15 protein-coding genes and 1 pseudogene are annotated in these 17,781 nt (G+C 71.0%); 11 read left to right on the top strand and 5 right to left on the bottom strand.

All coding sequences use genetic code 11. The annotated features are described in order from the left end of the window. Nucleotides 1-70 precede the first annotated feature (70 nt). Nucleotides 71-1,423, top strand: a complete 1,353-nt coding sequence (locus BR98_RS04375) for a ricin-type beta-trefoil lectin domain protein (protein WP_035840256.1) — start codon at nt 71-73, stop codon at nt 1,421-1,423. Nucleotides 1,424-1,490: 67 nt separating this feature from the next. On the opposite strand, the gene BR98_RS42755 is transcribed toward BR98_RS04375, so the two are convergent. Then, nucleotides 1,491-2,231 (bottom strand): SCO2400 family protein, encoded by a 741-nt coding sequence (locus BR98_RS42755; RefSeq protein WP_456152111.1) that lies wholly within the window; start codon nt 2,229-2,231, stop codon nt 1,491-1,493. A gap of 203 nt (nt 2,232-2,434) precedes the next feature. Further along, complete coding sequence (locus tag BR98_RS04365) at nt 2,435-3,430, bottom strand: LacI family DNA-binding transcriptional regulator (RefSeq protein ID WP_035840246.1); 996 nt, start codon at nt 3,428-3,430, stop codon at nt 2,435-2,437. A 325-nt stretch (nt 3,431-3,755) separates the two neighbouring features. Here BR98_RS04365 and BR98_RS04360 point away from each other — a divergent pair, with 325 nt between their 5' ends. From BR98_RS04360 to BR98_RS04345, 4 genes and pseudogenes are all read left to right on the top strand, one after another. Then, nucleotides 3,756-4,577, top strand: coding sequence for an ATP-binding cassette domain-containing protein (locus BR98_RS04360; RefSeq protein WP_051969292.1), 822 nt, complete (start codon nt 3,756-3,758; stop codon nt 4,575-4,577). Further along, the gene (locus tag BR98_RS04355; protein ID WP_035840244.1) at nt 4,574-5,623 is read left to right on the top strand and encodes an ABC transporter permease; all 1,050 of its coding nucleotides are present in this window, start codon (nt 4,574-4,576) and stop codon (nt 5,621-5,623) included. Before BR98_RS04360 ends, BR98_RS04355 begins: the two co-directional genes overlap by 4 nt. A 270-nt stretch (nt 5,624-5,893) precedes the next feature. Further along, a complete protein-coding gene (locus BR98_RS04350) occupies nt 5,894-6,892 on the top strand; it encodes an ABC transporter substrate-binding protein (RefSeq protein WP_035840243.1) in 999 nt (332 codons plus the stop codon). A gap of 456 nt (nt 6,893-7,348) precedes the next feature. After that, a pseudogene (locus BR98_RS04345) lies at nt 7,349-7,609 on the top strand (VOC family protein); the annotation flags it as partial. Here the strand turns inward: BR98_RS04345 and BR98_RS40075 are convergent. After that, on the bottom strand, nt 7,590-7,937 hold the full coding sequence (locus BR98_RS40075) for a sensor histidine kinase (RefSeq protein WP_232247336.1): 348 nt from the start codon (nt 7,935-7,937) through the stop codon (nt 7,590-7,592). The pseudogene BR98_RS04345 and the gene BR98_RS40075 overlap by 20 nt on opposite strands. Continuing rightward, nucleotides 7,934-8,152 carry a histidine kinase gene (locus tag BR98_RS40855; RefSeq protein ID WP_232247335.1) on the bottom strand — a complete coding sequence of 73 codons (219 nt, stop codon included), beginning with the start codon at nt 8,150-8,152 and terminating at the stop codon, nt 7,934-7,936. Before BR98_RS40855 ends, BR98_RS40075 begins: the two co-directional genes overlap by 4 nt. A gap of 30 nt (nt 8,153-8,182) precedes the next feature. Between BR98_RS40855 and BR98_RS40850 the strand changes: the two genes are divergently transcribed. Then, complete coding sequence (locus BR98_RS40850) at nt 8,183-8,377, top strand: alpha/beta hydrolase (RefSeq protein WP_324606655.1); 195 nt, start codon at nt 8,183-8,185, stop codon at nt 8,375-8,377. A 22-nt stretch (nt 8,378-8,399) separates the two neighbouring features. On the opposite strand, the gene BR98_RS40065 is transcribed toward BR98_RS40850, so the two are convergent. Further along, a complete protein-coding gene (locus BR98_RS40065) occupies nt 8,400-10,091 on the bottom strand; it encodes a serine/threonine-protein kinase (protein WP_051969289.1) in 1,692 nt (563 codons plus the stop codon). Nucleotides 10,092-10,501: 410 nt separating this feature from the next. Between BR98_RS40065 and BR98_RS04325 the strand changes: the two genes are divergently transcribed. The 5 genes from BR98_RS04325 (at nt 10,502) to BR98_RS04305 (ending at nt 17,424) form a co-directional block, all read left to right on the top strand. Beyond that, nucleotides 10,502-12,496 carry an alpha-galactosidase gene (locus BR98_RS04325; RefSeq protein WP_035840241.1) on the top strand — a complete coding sequence of 665 codons (1,995 nt, stop codon included), beginning with the start codon at nt 10,502-10,504 and terminating at the stop codon, nt 12,494-12,496. Nucleotides 12,497-12,626: 130 nt separating this feature from the next. After that, nucleotides 12,627-13,385 (top strand): DeoR/GlpR family DNA-binding transcription regulator, encoded by a 759-nt coding sequence (locus tag BR98_RS04320; protein ID WP_035840240.1) that lies wholly within the window; start codon nt 12,627-12,629, stop codon nt 13,383-13,385. A gap of 92 nt (nt 13,386-13,477) precedes the next feature. Then, a complete protein-coding gene (locus tag BR98_RS04315) occupies nt 13,478-15,532 on the top strand; it encodes a phosphocholine-specific phospholipase C (protein WP_035840238.1) in 2,055 nt (684 codons plus the stop codon). 220 nt (nt 15,533-15,752) lie between these two features. Continuing rightward, entirely contained in the window at nt 15,753-16,772 is a 1,020-nt protein-coding gene (locus BR98_RS04310) for an LLM class flavin-dependent oxidoreductase (RefSeq protein ID WP_035840237.1), read from the top strand. Nucleotides 16,773-17,058: 286 nt separating this feature from the next. Further along, the gene (locus BR98_RS04305) at nt 17,059-17,424 is read left to right on the top strand and encodes an MmcQ/YjbR family DNA-binding protein (RefSeq protein WP_035842887.1); all 366 of its coding nucleotides are present in this window, start codon (nt 17,059-17,061) and stop codon (nt 17,422-17,424) included. The last annotated feature ends 357 nt before the right edge of the window (nt 17,425-17,781 follow it).

Raw genomic sequence — 17,781 nt, 5'->3', positions numbered from 1 at the left:
CTCTCATTCTTCTTGACGCCTTGGTGTTTACAGGAGTTGAATCCGGGTCAGTCGATTCAGGGAGCCACAAATGCCTCTCCGAACTACCCCCCGCACCGCGCTGCGCAGCCTCCGCCGGCCCGTCCGGCGCTGGATCGCCGCCGACTCGGTCGTCGTCGCCTCGGTCCTCGCACTGCTGGCCGCGCTCGCCCTCGTCCTCGCACCCGCCGGCGCCCAGGCCGTCACGGTGCCGCCCGCACCGTCCGGCTGGACCACGGTCTTCAGCGACAACTTCGCCGGGCCCGCCGGTAGTGCACCGTCAAGCGCCAACTGGACGTACGACACCGGTCCGGGATCGAACTTCGGCACCGGCGAGATCGAGACCATGACCAACTCGACCAGCAACGTGCGCCTCGACGGCAACGGGCACCTCAACATCACCGCCCTGAACAACGGCGGCAGTTGGACCTCCGGCCGGATCCACACCCCCAGCGCCTCGGTCGGCGCGCCGGCCGGCGGGAAGCTCCAGGTGACCGCCTCCATCCAGCAGCCGAACCCGTCCGGCGGCCTCGGCTACTGGCCCGCGTTCTGGATGCTGGGCCCCGGCCAGTGGCCGGAGAACGGCGAGATCGACATCATGGAGGACGTCAACGCGCTCTCCCAGGTGGCCGGCACCATCCACTGCGGCACCTACCCCGGCGGTGTCTGCAACGAGGGCGACGGCATCGGCAGCGGACTGCGCGCCTGTCCCGGCTGCCAGAGCGGCTTCCACACCTACTCGATGATCCTCGACCGCACCAACACCTCGGCCGAGACCATCACTTGGTACCTGGACGGTGCCGCCTACTTCAGCGTGAACGAGAGCCAGGTCGGCGCCGCCACCTGGCAGCAGGCCTTCGACCACAACCTGACCATCATCTTCGACCTGGCGATCGGCGGCGGCTTCCCGAACGGCGCCTGCGGCTGCACCACGCCGACCGCGGCCACCAGTTCGGGCGCCACCATGAGCGTGGGCTACGTCGCGGCCTACACCACCACCGGATCGGGCGGCGGCGGGACCGGCGGCCCGGTGGTCGGCTACGGCGGACTCTGCCTGGACGACCGCTCCGCGAGCACCGCCGACTTCAACCCGATCCAGGTCTACACCTGCAACGGCACCCCCGCCCAGCAGTGGACCGTCGTCCAGGCGGGCAGCACCCTGCACGTGCTCGGCAAGTGCCTGGACATCAACGGCGGCGGCACCGCGAACGGCACCACCGTCGACCTCTACACCTGCAACAACACCGGTGCCCAGGTCTGGATCCCGCGGTCCAACGGCTCGCTCTACAACCCGCAGTCCAACAAGTGCCTCGACGACACCGGCTGGTCCACCACCCCCGGCACCCAGGCCGAGATCTGGGACTGCACCGGGTCGGCCAACCAGCAGTGGCGGCTGCCTTCCTGACGAACAATCAGTCATTGCCCACCCTGGACCGACCGGCACTTGGACGCCCCCCAAGTGCCGGTCGGCCTCAGTCGCACCACAGGAGAACCGGGGTGCAGGTGGGCTTGGGCTTCTCGGTCGGGCTGGGCTGGGAGGAACTCGGCTGCGGCGCCGGCGGCGAGGAGGGCGCGGGTGCCGGCGTGCTGGGGCGCGCGGTGGGGGCGCTGCTCGCCGGGGCGGTGGCCGAGGGCTGGCCGGACGGCTTGGCGGGGTCGGAGGCGCCGGGCGAGCCGGTGGGGCTGGACGTGGCGCTGGTGGTGGCGGACGGGGAGGAGCTCAGGCGGGCGGTGCCGCTCTGTTGCGGCCCCGCCGTCCCCTGGCCGCCCGGCCGGGTCGTCGAGGCCCCCGGGGCACCTGAGGAACTGTTGACGCCGGACCCCGGCTTCTCCGTGTCCGAGGAGGAGGCCGTCGGAGTCGTCGCACTCTCCGAATGCCCGCTGGCGAGCACCATCGCGCCCAGACCCCCGACCACCAGCCCGATCGCCGTCAGGGCGAGCGGGGCCCGCCGGCGCTTCGGCCGCCGTCTGGCGCGGCGCTGCACCGGGGCTCTGTCGGGGGGCGTGACGGCGGCTCTGTCCAGCGGCGTGACAGGGGCTCTGTCCACGGGCGTGCTGCTGGGCGCGGGCGAGTAGTCCACCGGGCTCGGCTGATGGTGCCCAGCGCCGTGCGGCTCAGCCGGCTCGGCGGGAGCCGGTGCCGCCGGCGCACCGCAGCCCGGGCAGGAGAGGGCGCCATTGAGGTGACGCCGGCAGGACGCGCAGTAACCCATGTGATCTTTCCGTACGTTCCGCGCACTACCGGAACCGATCCGGCAGCACCGTGCGGGTGCACACGCCAACGTGCGCGAGCGGAGCGTAAGCAGGAGAGGGGTCTCAGCAACAGACGTTCCTTGTGAGACTTGTGGGGAGATCGAACGACCGTACGTGGGGGCGGCGGGACCGTGACGGAGGGTCGGCTACGCCCCCAGCGAGGTCAACGTCCATGTGCGTACGGTCCGGGGATCTCCCCCGAGCCACGGGTGATCAGCTCGGTGGGCATCACGATGGTGCGGGGCGGAGAGCTGTCGCCGTGGAGCCGGGCGAACAGCAGGTGCGCGGCGGTCGTCCCGATGGCGACGGGGTCCTGGGCGATGACGGTGACCGCCGGGGTCAGCCGCTCGGCGAGGGTGAAGTCGTCGAAGCTGACGAACGCGATGTGGGCGGGCAGCACGGCCAGGACCCCGATGGCGACGATGTCGTTGCTGGCGAACATCGCGGTGGGGGGTTCGGGAGCGGAGAGAATCCCGGTGACGGCCGCGGCGGCGTCCGGCCCGGACCTCAGTCCGTGCCGCACGATGGCCGGATCGGCGTCGATGCCGGCCTCCGCCAGCGCTGCCAGGTAGGCCCGGTAGCGCTCGTCGACGGACCGGATCTCCTGCTTGTCCCCGAGGTAGCCGATGCGCCGGTGGCCGTGGGCGACCAGGTGCCGCACCGCGTTGTGCACGGCGTCGAAGTTGTCCACCACCACCGTGTCCACGTCCAGGCCGGGCGCGGCCCGGTCCACGCACACGAGTTTGGTGCCCTGGGCCAGCACCGGCCGCAGGAAACGGTGACTGCCGGCGACCGGGGCGAGGATCAGCCCGTCGACCCGGCGAGCGGTGAAGGCCGCGACGACTTCGCGCTCCCGCCGCAGGTCGTCCCGAGTGGATCCGATCAGCACCACGCTTCCGTGCTGGCGGGCGACGTCCTCGGCCGCCGAGGCGATGGCCGCCATGAAAGGGTCGCTGACATGATCGACCATCAGCCCGATGGTCTGGCTCAGCTGATCGGCGCGGCGCAGCTGACGGGCCACGTCGTCGCGCTGGTAGCCCAGTTTCCGGATCGCGATTTCCACCCGTGCCGCGGTACCCGGCGCGACGCCCGGGTCACCGTTGACGACCCGGGACACCGTCATCACGCCGACGCCGGCCTCCGCGGCGACGTCCTTCATGGTTGGCCGCGTAGCCACGTCTCCAACCTCTTCCCTGCTTTCGATTCGATCTCGGCTCGGTAACGTTACCACGGCGCTTTTGCCGGTAACGTTACCGGTTTCACTGCGGAGTGTTGCCGCTGCGGAGGGTAGCGCAGGCCGGACTCGGCGTCGATGGCCGCATTACGCGTACCTGCCGCCAAATAGGGTGCGAGATCGTGTGTTTAACCGTTTCCACGGTGTTTCGGGAAAGCTGCGAACCAGCCGGTTCTTTCCCTTGACAGCCCCTCAGGGCGAACTCACAATCAAGCCCGCTGATAACGTTCCCAAACCGGGAGGGCGTGACATGGCCTCTGCGAGGGAGCCGCTGCTGGCGGCGTACGGCGTGCTGAAACGCTTCGGCCACGTGCAGGCGCTCCAGGGCGCCGACTTCACCGCCCACGCCGGTGAGGTGGTCGCTCTGATCGGCGACAACGGCGCCGGCAAGTCCACGCTGGTCAACGTCCTGTCGGGGGTGATCGCCCCGGACGGCGGCGAGGTCCGCCTCGACGGAGTGCCGGTACGGTTCGCCGGACCGCAGGACGCGCAGCGCCGGGGCGTGGAGACGGTCTATCAGGACCTGTCGATGGCACCGGATCTGGACGCGCCGAGCAATCTGTACCTGGGCCGGGAGCTCCTGCGCGGCGGCCTGCTCGGGCGCCTGGGCGTCCTCGACCGGCCCGCGATGCGGCGCGAGGCGGTCAAGGCCTTTGCCGAACTGGGCATCACACTGAAGGACTTGACGGCACCCGTGGCGACACTGTCGGGCGGGCAGCGCCAGTCCGTGGCGGTGGCGAGGGCGGTCGCCTTCGCCAACCGGGTCATCTTCATGGACGAGCCGACCGCCGCCCTGGGCGTGGTGCAGCGCGCCCGCGTCCTGGAGACGGTCCGCCGGGTCGCGGACCGGGGGATCTGCGTGGTGCTGATCAGTCACAACATGCCCGAGGTGCTGTCGGTGGCCGACCGGGTGGAGGTGCTGCGGCTGGGCAAGCGGGTCGCCCACTTCGACGCGGCCGACACGACCATCGAGGAACTGGTCGGCGCCATGACCGGCTCGCTCGACCATCTCGCCCAGCAGGACGCAGGCCCGGACTCCACCGCGGAACGGCCTTCGGAGGAGGAACGATGACCGCCACGACCCGGGACAGCCGGCAGACGCCCGAAGCGGGGGACTCCGTCCGCTCCGGCGGTGTGCCGCAGGCGCTGAGCCGCATCGCGGGCATCAGCGAACTGTGGACCTTCGTGATCCTCGCGGCGCTGGTCGCCTTCTTCACCATCGCCGCACCCGGCAAGTTCTTCACCGCCTACGACCTCACCCAGATCGCCGTCAACGCCGCCATCTACCTGGTGCTCGGCGTCGGAATGACCTACGTGATCATCACCGCGGGCATCGACCTGTCGATCGGCTCGGTCGTCGTCCTGGCCGCCGTCGCTGCCGGCGAGTACAACATCCACCACGGCGGGCCCGACGCGGGCTGGACGACCGTGGCGATCTGCGTGCTGATCGCCCTCGCTCTCGGCGCGGCGTGGGGCGCGCTGCAGGGCGCGCTGGTCGCGACCGGAAAAGTACCCCCGTTGATCGTGACGCTCGGCGGGCTGGGCACGGCCCTCGGTCTGGCCGAACTCGCCACCGGCGGGCAGGATCCGGCCGGTGCCGCCGCCGCCAACCTGCAGAACACCCTGGGCTACGGGAAGTTGCTGGGCGTCCCGTGGCTGGTGGTCCTCGCCGCCGTGGTGACCGTCGTGTTCGGCCTGGTGCTGGGCGGCACGCGGTTCGGCAACTACACCCTGGCGATCGGCTCCAACCAGGCCGCCGCCCAGCGCGCGGGCATCAACGTCGGCCGGCACCTGGTGAAGGTGTACGGGCTGATGGGGCTGCTGGCCGGGCTGGGCGCGGTGATGTGGCTCGCCTCGTACGGCACCACCTCGATCGCCGGCCACTCCACCGACAACCTCAAGGTGATCACCGCCGTGGTGCTGGGCGGCACCAGCCTGTTCGGCGGCCGCGGCTCGGTGCTCGGCACCGTGATCGGCGTGTTCATCCCCGCGGTTCTGACGACCGGTCTGATCGTCATCGGAGTCCAGCAGTACTGGCAGGACGTGGCCGTCGGCGTGGTGCTGGTCGCCGCCGTCTACATCGACCAGGTGCGGCGCAAGACCCGCGAGCGGGCCTGAGCGCCGGCCGCCGGCCGGCAGCTCTCTAGGACAACTCGCCAGCTCTGCGGACCAACTCACCGGTTCCCCGGGCCAACTCACCGGTTTCCCGGACCGACTCGCAGGCTCTGCAGACCAACTCACCGGCTCTCCGGGCCAACTCACCGATTCCCCGGACCGACTCACCGGCTCTTCGGACCAACTCGCCAACCCCCTGGTGAGACCGCTCCCGCAGTCAGGGCGGGAGGACCACACGGCGCCACGCGGCGCACGACGAAGGAGGACACCGTCATGTCGAGTCTCCGTAGAAAGCGCGCGCTGCTCGTGGCCGCCGGCGCCGCCCTGGCCCTGGCCACCACCGCCGCCTGCAGCTCGTCCGGCTCCGGTGGCACATCCGGCACCGCCGGCGGCGCCCACAAGAAGGTCACGCTGATCACCGGCGTGAAGAGCGACCCCTTCTACATCACCATGACCTGCGCCGCGCAGGCCGAGGCCAAGGCCAAGGGGCTGGACTTCACCGCCGACGGCTCCGCGCAGTGGGACGTGTCGGTCCAGCGCCCGCTGATCGACTCCGTCGCCGCGGCCAGGCCCGACGGCCTGATGGTCTCCCCGGTCGACACCAGCGCACTCACCCCCTCCCTCAAGCAGATCCAGTCCTCCGGCACCAAGGTCGCCCTCGTCGACACCTCGGTCACCGACACCTCGATCGGCATCACCCGGATCTCCTCCGACAACGAGGAGGGCGGCAAGGTCGCGGCCAAGGCGCTCGCCCAGCAGATGGGCGAGAAGGGCTCGGCCATCGTGATCAGCGTCAAGCCCGGCGTCTCGACCACCGACGCCCGGATCAAGGGCTTCACCGCGGAGATGGCCAACCACCCCGGCATCACCGTCCTGCCGACCCTCTACGACAACGACCTGCCCGCCACCGCCGCCTCACAGATCCAGTCCACCCTGGCCGCCCACCCCGACCTCGGCGGCGTCTTCGCCGGCAACACCAACACCGGCCAGGGCATCGCCACCGGCCTCCAGCAGGCCGGCAAGCAGGGCGCGGTCAAGGTCGCCGCCTTCGACGCCGAACCCGACGAGATCACCGCCCTCAAGGCCGGCACCGTGCAGGTACTGGTCGCCCAGGACCCCGGCGCCATCGGCACCCAAGCCGTCGACCAACTCGCCGCCGCCTTCGACGGCAAGCCCGCCGAAAAGCAGATCGGCACCACCATGGTTGCCATCACCAAGGACAACATGGACGACCCCCAAGTCAGCAAGTACTTCTACAAGTCCGGCTGCTGACCGACCCACACCCTCCGGGTGGACCCGATCCTCGCCACCCCTCGGGACGAGTCCACCCGGCCCCGCCGCTCCGGGAACCGGTCAGGAATGTGGAGCGCCTGAACCCTGGCACCCAGCTCCGGTCCGCTGTGGCGAGGGCGGATGCGTCAAGCTTGGGCCCTCGCCGCCGCCCTCGCGGTCTGCGGTCACTCGTGACGACGCCGGGCCAGATTCGACCGGCGGCCCGGACTGTGGCCGAAGCGTGGCCGATGAAAGATGTTGTCCCCGCCGGTGGTGATCGCTAAGGTCGGTCGGGTGACTGCCGGGTCGGCCATGGGCCACGCACGAGTGAGGTTCCCGGCCTCGGCGTGAGCCCGAGGCGGGCAAGAGGCCCGCCCCCTTCTTCGAGTCTTAGCTCCCGGCGCCCGCATCCGGCGCCTCGTTCCAGCGGATCCCAAGACCGGAGATACACCACTGATGTCCAATGACCAGCAGTACCCGCATGAAGCCGAGCCGCGAACGGCCGTCGTCCAGCTCAACCACACGGCTGTCTACGCAAGCGACCGGCACCTGTCTGCCGAGTTCCTAGCAGTAGTCCTGGGCTTGAAGGTCGGCACTCCGTTCGGGCCGTTCCTGCCTGTCGACCTCGGCAACGGCGTGACGCTCGACTACTACGAGAAGAGGAACGAGCCAATCCAGTCACAGCACCACGCCTTCCTCATCCCTGACGAGCAGTTCGGAAGCGGGCGCCTGTGCGGGGGCTGGTGGTGAGGGTGAGGGAGCCGTTGTGGGCGTGGGCGACCCAGGCGGCGATGGAGAGGCCGAGGCCGGTGGAGCCTGCGCCGCTGCGGAAGCGTTCGAAGAGTGACTTGGCCTGCTCGGGTGGTACGCCGGGGCCGGCGTCGTCGATGGTGACCGTGCCGTCGGCGGTCACGGTGATCTCGACCTCGGCGGGTTGGCCCGGGTGGTGGCCGTGGGTGAGCGCGTTGTGCAGGAGGTTGGCGACGGCCCGGCGCAGTAGTTCGGGGTCGACGACGACGACCGCCGGCTCGGTCCGCAGGCTCACCCGGTGCTGGTCGGCAGAGGTGTCGCCGACCACGGCCTCGACGAGAGTTGGTCGAGCCGCAGCGGTTCGAGGGCGAGCGGGACCGCTCCGGCCATCAGTCGCGCGCGGGTGAGCAGGCCGTCGACCAGTTCTCCCATCCGGGTGGCCAGGCGCAGGGTGCGTTGCAGGACCTCGGTGGTGCCGGCCTCGCCACGCAGGCCGGTTTCGGCGAGCAGTTGGAGCGAGGCGGCCGGTGTGCGCAGGTCGTGGGCACCACCGGCGACGCGGCGACCCCGTACCAGGACGCGCAGAGCCTCGTCGCCCAGCTGCCCGGCGGCATGCTGCTCACCTACAACGACCTCGGCCACACCGCCTACGGGCGCAGCAACAGCTGCGTCACCGACGCGGTCGACGGCTACCTGGTCGCGCTCAAGCCGGTCCGGCCGGGCGCGAGTTGCTGATCCGAAGGTGCACCAGGAGCGGTCAGCTACCGCTGCGGTAGTAGTCCATCGAGACCTTCACCGGGCCGTTGTCGGTCACGCCGATCACCCGCACGATCGCGAGGTCCTGGGTGCTTCGTGAGCGCACGCAGAACGCTCCGCCGGCGGGCAGATCGGCGAAGTCGACTGCCGTCGCCGCGTGTTGGTCGACGGCCGTCGAGCACTCGGCCGGGGTCGGCCGACCGTTGGGGGCGAGGGCGGCGTTGCTTCCGAATGGGATCAGGAACTCGGTGCTGTTGTGCCCGATGGACCACGGGGTGGACTCCGCGGCGACCACTCGGCCGGTCTTGATGTCGAAGTCGTACGAGTCGTCAGGGGCGGTCAGGACCGCGTCGGTGTACGCCGCGGTGTAGGCGGGCGGGGCGTCCGGGCCCGCCGAGTCGGCCGGCGTCCGGGCGTCGGTCGGTGACGCCGTCGCGTCCGGGGCGGTGTCACTGGGCGTCGGGTTGCCGCCGGCCGGTTCGGTGGCCGCGAGGATCTGGTCGAGCTTGTCGACCAGCAGGAGGCCGCCGACCGTGCCGCCGACGGTCAGCACCAGCGCCGCCAGCAGCACCGGCTTCCAGGACGCCCCATTGCGCTGCGACTTGACCTCCGCCGGGACTGCCGGAGCAGCCACTGCCGGAGCGGGGACCGCCGGAGCAGCGGCTGCCGGAGGGGCGACCACCGGAGCGGCGAGCGTGGGCGACGGGGCCGGCAGCAGAGCAGTCGGCGCCTCGGTCAGCAGGATCGCGGTGGGCGAGGGCTGCGGCAGGTCGGAGCAGCGGGTGAGGTCGGCGGAGACCCGGGTGGGCAGCCAGTCGTCCGCGAAGCGCAGTTGGCCGTTCACCGCCGGGTGGTTGCGGGTGGCCTCGATGATCTCGGCGGGGGTCGGACGGTCCTCGGGCCGCCTGGCCAGGCAGCGCAGCAGCAGCGCGTGCAGCTCGCTCGGGACCCGGCCGAGATCCGGCTGCTCGTTCACCACCCGGTAGAGCACCGCGGCCTCCGGGCCGACGCCGAACGGCGGTGCGCCGCCCGCCGCGTAGGCTGCCAGCGCACCCAGCGCGAAGACGTCGGCCGCAGCTGTGGCCGGGCGGCCGAGCGCCTGCTCGGGCGCCATGAACGCGGGGGAGCCGATCCGGATTCCGGTGCTGGTCACCGCGATGGCGTCGGCCGCGCGGGCGATGCCGAAGTCGATCACGCGCGGGCCGTCGGCCGCGACCAGCACGTTGGCGGGCTTGAGATCCCGGTGCACCACCCCGGCGCCGTGGATCGACTGCAGGGCCTCCGCGATCCCGCCCGTCAGCAGCAGTGTGCTGCGCACCGGCAGGACGCCGTGCTCGCGCACCACCTGCCGCAGCGAGGGGCCGGGAATGTACGCGGTGACCAGCCAGGGCACCTCGGCGTCCACGCCGGCGTCGATCACCTGGGCGGTGTACAGGCCGTGGACCAGGCGGGCGTTGGCGACCTCCTGGGCGAAGCGCCAGCGGAACTCCGGGTCCTGGGCGAACTCCGGCCGCAGCGTCTTGAGCGCCACCGGCCGGCCGCCGGGCGTGTACGACAGGTAGACCCGCCCCATGCCGCCCGATCCCAACCGGGCGTGCAGCCGGTATCCGCCGACCTCGCGCGGCTCGTCCGGCAGGAGCGGTTGGAAGGCCGGCGGCGGGACCACGGGGTCCGGGGACACGTCGACGGGCATGCGGAAGGCCTCCAGTGGTGCGGCTGCGGGGGTGCGGGCGGTGCGGGTGGCACTGTCCAGGTCTCGCCCGCTTCGCTCCCGCCACGACCTCCGTGCATGATTCCCGACCGAAGCTGAGGATTTGATGAGGGCACACCCGGGCCGCACCCAGGCCGCACCCGGGCCGCGCCGGGGGTCCGCCTCGTGAGCCGCGCCGGGAGTCCGTTTCGATGCGATCTTCTGCAAGCAACTGCGCGTTCCTGTTGACTCCGGCGCACTATTGCGCAGATTATGTCATCCACTCGCCAGGTCTCAGCTGTCCATGACAGGACTGTTCGGCAACCCCACGTGCCGATGGCCCGGGCGAGCCTGCCCGACCGCGGCCCGGCAGTGCCGCTCGGCAACCACCCTCACCCAAGGAGCCAACCCCCGTGGCAATCCGAACGCTCCGCAGGCCGCTGCTCGCCGCCCTGACGGTGGCACTGATCCCGGCCGGCTGCCTGCTCGGCACCGGCACCGCGACCGCCAACGACGGCGTCAGCCAGTCGGCGGCGAACTTCTCCTCCGCCGCGACGCCGGGTTCCCCGGTCGCGCCGGTCCCGCCGATGGGCTTCAACAACTGGTCGCGCGCCACCTGCACGCCGCAGGCGCCGCTGGACGGCTCCAACCGGCTCAACTACTCGTTCCAGCAGTACATGGAGGACAACGCCAAGGGCCTGGCGGACTCCGGTCTGATCAACGCCGGCTACAAGAGCATCACGGTCGACGACTGCTGGATGTACCGCAACAGCTCCGGCTACCTGCACGGTGGGCTCAACTGGGGCGGCGCCACCGACGTCCGCGACGCCACCAGGCAGCCCGGCTTCGACTACGAGTTGACCGCCTACGGCGACTACCTGCACAGCCTGGGCGCCAAGTTCGGCATCTACGAGACCTCTGGCACGCACACCTGCAGCACCGACGCGCCGACCGCGCCCAACCTGCCCAACGGCAGCGAGCACTACGAGCAGAACGACGCCAACTCCTTCGTCTACTGGGGCGTCGACGAGCTCAAGTACGACAACTGCGGGCAGCAGGAGCCGATGCAGACGCTGGACGCGCGGATGTCGGGCGACCTGAACACGGCGGTCAGCAACGCCAACAACGCGGGCACGCCGACGCCGAACGTGATGTTCAACATCTCCGCGCCAGCCGCCTACGGGAACGGCTCGACCAAGTTCGCCGCGATGAACTGGGTCCGTTCGCTCGGCCAGCTGTGGCGGGTGGGTCCGGACATCTGGAACTACGGTGACGGCAAGGACCCGTGGAACCAGCCGCTGCCCAGCGGCGGCTACAACTTCGGTGCCTACCAGAGCTTCGACAACTCCCTCGAGCTCAGCCGCTACCAGGGTCCCGGCAACTGGAACGACGCCGACATGCTGCTGATCGGCGACAACGGCATGACCACCGCCGAGGAGCGCAGCCAGCTGGCGCTCTTCTCCTCGCTGGCCGCGCCGCTGGTGATCTCCACCGACGCCCGCAAGTTCGAGCCCTCCTACATCGCCGCGCACCCGAGCGAGGCCGCGCACCTGAACGCCTCGGTGGCGATCCTCGGCAACTCCGAGGTCATCGCGGTCGACCAGGACCCGCTGGGCGCCGGCGGCTACCGGCTGACCGGCGGCGGTGCCAACAGCGACGGCACGCCGGCCGCGAGCAGCGGCATCGACGTGGTGGTCAAGCCGCTGGCCGACGGCAGCCGATCCGTCGTCGTGCTCAACAAGGGCGCCTCCAGTGCCAGTTACACGCTCTCGCTGTCGGCCCTCGGCTTCAGCACCGGCGGCTGCGGCTATGACGTGCGCGACCTGTGGGCGCACAGCACCAGCAGCTCCACCGGCTCGGTGCCGCTGGCCATCGGCTCGCACGACAACGCGATGCTGAAGATCACCCCGCAGAACGGCTGCGGCACCGTCACCCCGCGCGGCCAGATCACCGCCTCCCGCGACGGCTGGGGCAAGGCCTCGCTCTGCCTGGACAACTACCGTTCCGGCACCGGCACCAACAACCCGGTCGACGTCTACACCTGCACCGGCAACTCGAACCAGCAGTGGCAGCGCAACGCCGACGGCTCCGTCCAGCTCCTCCAGAACGGCACCTCGAACCTCTGCCTGACCGCGCAGAGCGGCACCAGCACCGGAGCGGTCAACGGCCAGTCCGGCCAGTGGGTCGGCGTCGCAGCCTGCGGCTCCGCGCCCGGCCGGCAGACCTGGACCTACACCCGGGACGGCAACCTGAAGCTGGCCGGCACCAGCCAGTGCCTGGACGTCTACAGCGGCACCACCACCGCACCAGGAACTCCGGTCGGCCTCTACAGCTGCGGCGCCGCGCCGAACGCCGTCCAGACCAACCAGACCTGGGCCGCGCCCTTCAGCACCCCGCCCACGTCCTGACCCGACGAAGTTCCGACACTCCGGGTGGGGTCGGCGGCAGCGCCTGGCGCCACCGCCCCCGCCCGGCTCACCCGCAGGGCCGAAGCGGACCGCAACCGGTGCTGCGCCGACCTGGAGCCACTCTCCCGCCATGCTCAAAGCTGATCGAACCGCACGCATCCTTGACTACGTCGTCAGGGAGGGCAGCGCGGACGTGCACGCCCTCGCCGAGCTGCTCGACGTGTCCGGGGCGACCGTCCGTCGCGATCTGCAGAGCTTGCACGAGCAGGGGCTGTTGCACCGCACCCGAGGTGGCGCGATGACCGGCGCGGTCAACCTGGAGCTGCCGCTGCGTCACCGGGCCGGTCGGCAGCAGGAGGAGAAGCGGCGGATCGCCGTCGCCGCGGCCGCGCTGGTCCCGGACGGGGCCGTGGTCGGCATGACGGGCGGCACCACCGTCACCGAGATCGCGCACGCGCTGGCCGAGCGCAGCGGGATCACGATCGTCACCAACGCGGTCAACATCGCAGCCGACCTGATCGTCCGGCCCGAGATCCGGCTGGTGGTCGTCGGCGGAAACGCCCGCACGGCCAGCTACGAACTGGTCGGACCGGCGGCGGAGCGGATGCTGGCCCAGTACCACCTGGACATCGCCTTCATCGGGGTGGACGGCCTGACCGCGAGCGAGGGCTGCACCACGCACGACGAGATGGAGGCCCACACGGACCGGGCCTTCCTGCGCAGCAGCGCCCGCTCCGTGGTCGTCGCGGACAACACCAAGATCGGCCGGGTGACCTTCGCCGAGATCTGTCCGCTCGCCACGATCGACGACCTGGTCACCGACGACATCCTCGACGAGGAGCAGGAGAAGGCCATCACCGCCCGTGGCGTGCGGGTGCTGCGCGCCTGATCCGCCGGGAGCAGGACGACGGCCGGTCCGCGATGTCCGCGCACGTAGCGAAGACCATTCCCCCCCACAGCCTTCAGATGGAGGTCGGTCAGATGACCGAGTCGCGCTCCCCGTTCACCCGTCGCAGCTTCCTCGGCGGCGCCGCCGCGGCCGGGGCCCTGTCCATGCTGCCGCCCGGCATGGTGGAGGCACTGGCCGCCCCGGCGACGTCCGGATCCTTGGCCGACGTCAAGCACGTCGTGGTGCTGATGCAGGAGAACCGCTCGTTCGACCACTATTACGGCACGATGAGCGGTGTGCGGGGCTTCGGCGACCGTACCGCGGTCACCATGCCGGGCGGCCTGAACGTGTTCCACCAGCCCTCCCCGGCACGGCCCGACGGCCACCTGCTCCCGTTCAGGATCAACACCACGCAGGTCGACGGCCAGGACGACGACTACCTGCCGCACGCCTGGGGCGACCAGCACCAGGCCATCGACGCCGGCCGGTGCGACCAGTGGATCGCCGCCAAGGGCGAGATGACGATGGGCTACTTCACCGAGCAGGACATCCCGTTCCACCGCGCGCTGGCCGACGCGTTCACCATCTGCGACCACTACCACTGCTCGGTGCAGGGCCCCACCACCCCCAACCGGGTCTACATGTTCTCCGGCAGCATCGACGCGGCCGGCCAGTACGGTGGCCCGGGGCAGAACAACCCCGCGGACTACCAGCCCGTCTACTCCTGGCCGACCTATCCCGAGTTCCTGGAGCAGCACGGGGTCAGCTGGCGGGTCTACGCGAACAACGAGGTCGGCGACGACAGCAAGCACCCCTGGGTCGGCGACTACGGGGACAACCCGCTCTGGCTGTTCAAGGCCTTCCACGACCCGGCCAACACCTCCCTGGCCCAGAAGGCCGGCATCGCCCCGTGGCAGCCGGACTCCGGCCTCGGCAAGGACCCGGCCCATGTGCTCGCGGGCTTTCGCGCCGACTGCGCGGCCGGCGCCCTCCCCGAGGTCTCCTGGATCGTCGCCCCCTACGGATACTGCGAGCACCCCGCCGGGCGTCCGCTCAACGGGGCGGTCTACATCCAGGAGGTGCTGAAGGCCCTGTGGGCCGACCAGGAGCTGTGGGCCTCCACCGTGCTGCTGATCAACTACGACGAGAACGACGGCATGTTCGACCACGTGCCGCCGCCGATGCCGCCGGCCGGCGCCACCGACGAGTTCATCGGCGGCCTGCCGATCGGGCTCGGCGCCAGGGTCCCGATGACGGTCATCTCCCCCTGGAGCAAGGGCGGTTGGGTCAACTCCCAGGTGTTCGACCACACTTCGGTGATCCGCTTCATCGAGACCTGGAAGCACCCCGACAACCCGTTCCCCAACATCTCGCCCTGGCGGCGCTCGATCTGCGGTGACCTGACCAGTTGCTTCGACTTCACCGCCGCCGACCCGGGGATCCCCACCACGCTGCCCGCGATGCCCAGCCACGCCGTCGCGCCCGGTGACCCCGACGACCCCGAGAAGGGCCTGCCCGCCGCCACCCCGCTGACCACCGGCCCGACCGCCGTGCCGACGCAGACCCCCGGGACCCGGCCGGCCCGGCCGCTGCCCTACCAGCCGCTGGCCGCCACCTCGCTCAGCGCCGACCGGCAGATCCTCACCACCACCTTCCGCAACCAGGGAACCGCCGCCGTGCAGTTGGCGGCCTACCGCGCCGACGGGCAGACCGACGGGCCCTGGTTCTACGACGTGGCAGCCGGCGCGACGGTCAGCGACAGCTGGCACATCCAGACCTACGGCGGCGGGAGGTACGACATCGCCGTCCACGGCCCGAACCGGTTCCGCTGGCAGTTCGCCGGCGACGCCAACAGCGCCGGCGCGGGAGTTGAGGTCACCGCCTCCTACACCGCCACCCCCCGACTGCAGTTGGTGATGACCAACTCCTCGGCCGGGCCGGTCACCGTGACCGTGGCCGCCAACCACTACCGGGGCGACGGGCCTTGGACCTACCCGATCCCCGCCGGCGGCTCGATCACCGACAGCTGGAACCTGCTCTCGTTCAGCGGCTGGTACGACCTGTCGGCGACCGTTGACACCGACCCGACCTTCCTGCGGCGCTTCACCGGACACGCGGAGAACGGGCTGCCGAGCCGAACCGGCTGACCGCACACCCGCCGGGCGGGGGCGGCGGACCAGCGCGTCGAACCGGGTTGCTGCGGGGACGTCACCTGAGTGTTGCGCCGGATTGCGTTTCCGGTACGGCACTTGAGCACGGCTGACCGGTGTGTGAGGGTGAGCCGGACGTCCGGTGACCGGAATCCGGGTGGTGAAAGTCGAACCGCGCCGCTCGATGCCGAGCCGGTCGCGGAGGACGGAGGAAGCGGTGCCGTCGCCCTCGCAGCCCCTTCGGAAGCTGGGGTCCCTGACCATCGGGCTGTTCGACCCGGCCGACCCCGCCAAGGGACACGAGTCGACGCTGCGACTCATCGAACTCGGCGAGCAATTGGGGTTCGACAGCGCCTGGGTGCGCCAACGGCACCTGCAGTACGGGATATCCTCGCCGGTCGCCGTGCTGGCGGCGGCCTCGCAGCGCACTGACCGCATCCAACTGGGCACCGCGGTCATTCCGCTGGGCTGGGAGAACCCGCTGCGGCTGGCCGAGGACCTGGCGACCACCGATCTGCTGTCCGGTGGCAGGCTCAACCCCGGCATCAGCGTCGGACGACCCGGTCACTACGACCGGGTCGCCGCCGCGCTCCACCCCGACTCCGCCGAGGCCGAGGAGTTCGGCTACGAGCGGGTTCGGCGGCTGCTGGCCTTCGTCCGCGGCGAGCCGGCCACCGACTTCAGCGGGGTCGAGGGCATCGAGGTGTACTCCGACCGGGTCCAGCCCGTCGCGCCCGGCCTGGCAAGTCGGATGTGGTATGGCGGCGCGAGCCTGCGCTCGGCCCGGTGGGCGGGCGAGCAGGGACTGAGCCTGCTGACCAGCAACGTGGTGCGGGCGGAGGAGTCGGAGGACTTCGCCGAGATCCAGCGCTCGCAGATCCTCGCCTTCCGCGCCCACCACCCCGAGGGCGCGCGTGCCCGGGTCTCCCAGGGGCTGGTCGTCATCCCGACCGACAGCGCCTCGGCGCAGCAGCGCGCGAAGTACCGGGAGTACGTGCGGAGCCGGACCCCGCGAACCGCCGCCCCGCAGGGACCGGCGCGGACCATGTTCGCGCCGGACCTGGTCGGGACGTCCGCCGAGATCGCCGAACGGCTGTACGCCCAGGCCGCGTTCCGGGAGGTCGAGGAGGTCGCCTTCGCGCTGCCGTTCACCTTCGACCACGAGGACTACGTGCAGATCCTCACCGACATCGCCACCGGACTGGCCCCCGCACTCGGCTGGCAGCCGGCGGTCTGAGCCGCAGCCGCCCAACGGTCAGGAGCCCCGCCGGTGTCCGGCGGGGCTCCTGACGTGTCGTCGGATCCCTGACCTGCGGCCGCGCGGCTGCATGAACCTGTCGCCCCGGCGGTGAGTAGCTGCACCTGGCACAGCGGGCTGCGCCGCATCCTGCGGCCGCGTGCAGCTTCCGGAGCGAAACGGCTGCCCCCGCTGCCCGGCCTCCTGGATTCGGTCCCGCAAGCCGGTCCGCACACCAGTACCGATCACACAGGATCGGTCGGCCCGGACCGATAGGGTGGCGGCCGTGCTGGATGCCGATGATGTCCGTCGTATCGCGCTGTCCTTCCCCGAGACCACGGAGAAGGAGGCGTGGAGCATGCCCACGTTCCGGGTGGCCGGCAAGATGTTCGTCACGGTCCCCGATGATCAGACGTCGTTCGCCGTGCGCTGCCCCAAACACGATCGGGTGGAGTTGATCGCGTCGGAGCCGGAGAAGTTCTGGGTGCCGCCGCACGAGGCGAGTTCGCACTGGGTGCGCGTGCGGCTCGGCGCTCTGGAGGACAAGGCCGAGCTGTACGACATCCTGCTGGACTCCTGGAAGCAGGCCGCACCCGAGCGGCTCGTCGAGGCATTCACCGCTCCGGGACCTGGTGGAGGGCCCGAGGCCTGACCGGCCCGGTCGGCGGTCCGTCCTGACCTGCCGGCATGCACGGAACGGCGCAACCCGTTGACCGTGATCAGCGAGTGGGTCGGCTGCGCCCCCGAGCGGGCATACACTTACGCAGCGTCGGGCATGTCCCTGCTCAGCCCGGCCACCTGTCACCGACTCCTTGCGGCCTGGCCACTGTCCTGGCGCACCGACGGGTAGCAAGTTCCCGGCCGACCCGGTCCGAGGTTCGTAGCAGACACCGCCCGATCACAGGGCGCACTCCTCTCCTTCAGCACGCCGCCGCCCCGATCCTCGCGCCGCACCGCCGCGCCGGACGGGAGCCCGGCCAACCGCACGATGCCCGACGGTCCGGCGCCC

The organism is Kitasatospora azatica KCTC 9699, assembly GCF_000744785.1.
Lineage (GTDB): Bacteria > Actinomycetota > Actinomycetes > Streptomycetales > Streptomycetaceae > Kitasatospora > Kitasatospora azatica.
This window is presented reverse-complemented; position numbering and strand designations above follow the sequence as displayed.

Excerpts from the sequence above, each read along its gene's own strand:
- BR98_RS04355 (WP_035840244.1), top strand. The coding sequence starts at position 4,574 with ATGACCGCCACGACCCGGGACAGCCGGCAGACGCCCGAAGCGGGGGAC.
- BR98_RS04375 (WP_035840256.1), top strand. The coding sequence starts at position 71 with ATGCCTCTCCGAACTACCCCCCGCACCGCGCTGCGCAGCCTCCGCCGG.
- BR98_RS04360 (WP_051969292.1), top strand. The coding sequence starts at position 3,756 with ATGGCCTCTGCGAGGGAGCCGCTGCTGGCGGCGTACGGCGTGCTGAAA.
- BR98_RS04365 (WP_035840246.1), bottom strand. The coding sequence starts at position 3,430 with ATGAAGGACGTCGCCGCGGAGGCCGGCGTCGGCGTGATGACGGTGTCC.
- BR98_RS42755 (WP_456152111.1), bottom strand. The coding sequence starts at position 2,231 with ATGGGTTACTGCGCGTCCTGCCGGCGTCACCTCAATGGCGCCCTCTCC.
- BR98_RS40065 (WP_051969289.1), bottom strand. The coding sequence starts at position 10,091 with ATGCCCGTCGACGTGTCCCCGGACCCCGTGGTCCCGCCGCCGGCCTTC.
- BR98_RS04350 (WP_035840243.1), top strand. The coding sequence starts at position 5,894 with ATGTCGAGTCTCCGTAGAAAGCGCGCGCTGCTCGTGGCCGCCGGCGCC.
- BR98_RS04320 (WP_035840240.1), top strand. The coding sequence starts at position 12,627 with ATGCTCAAAGCTGATCGAACCGCACGCATCCTTGACTACGTCGTCAGG.
- BR98_RS04315 (WP_035840238.1), top strand. The coding sequence starts at position 13,478 with ATGACCGAGTCGCGCTCCCCGTTCACCCGTCGCAGCTTCCTCGGCGGC.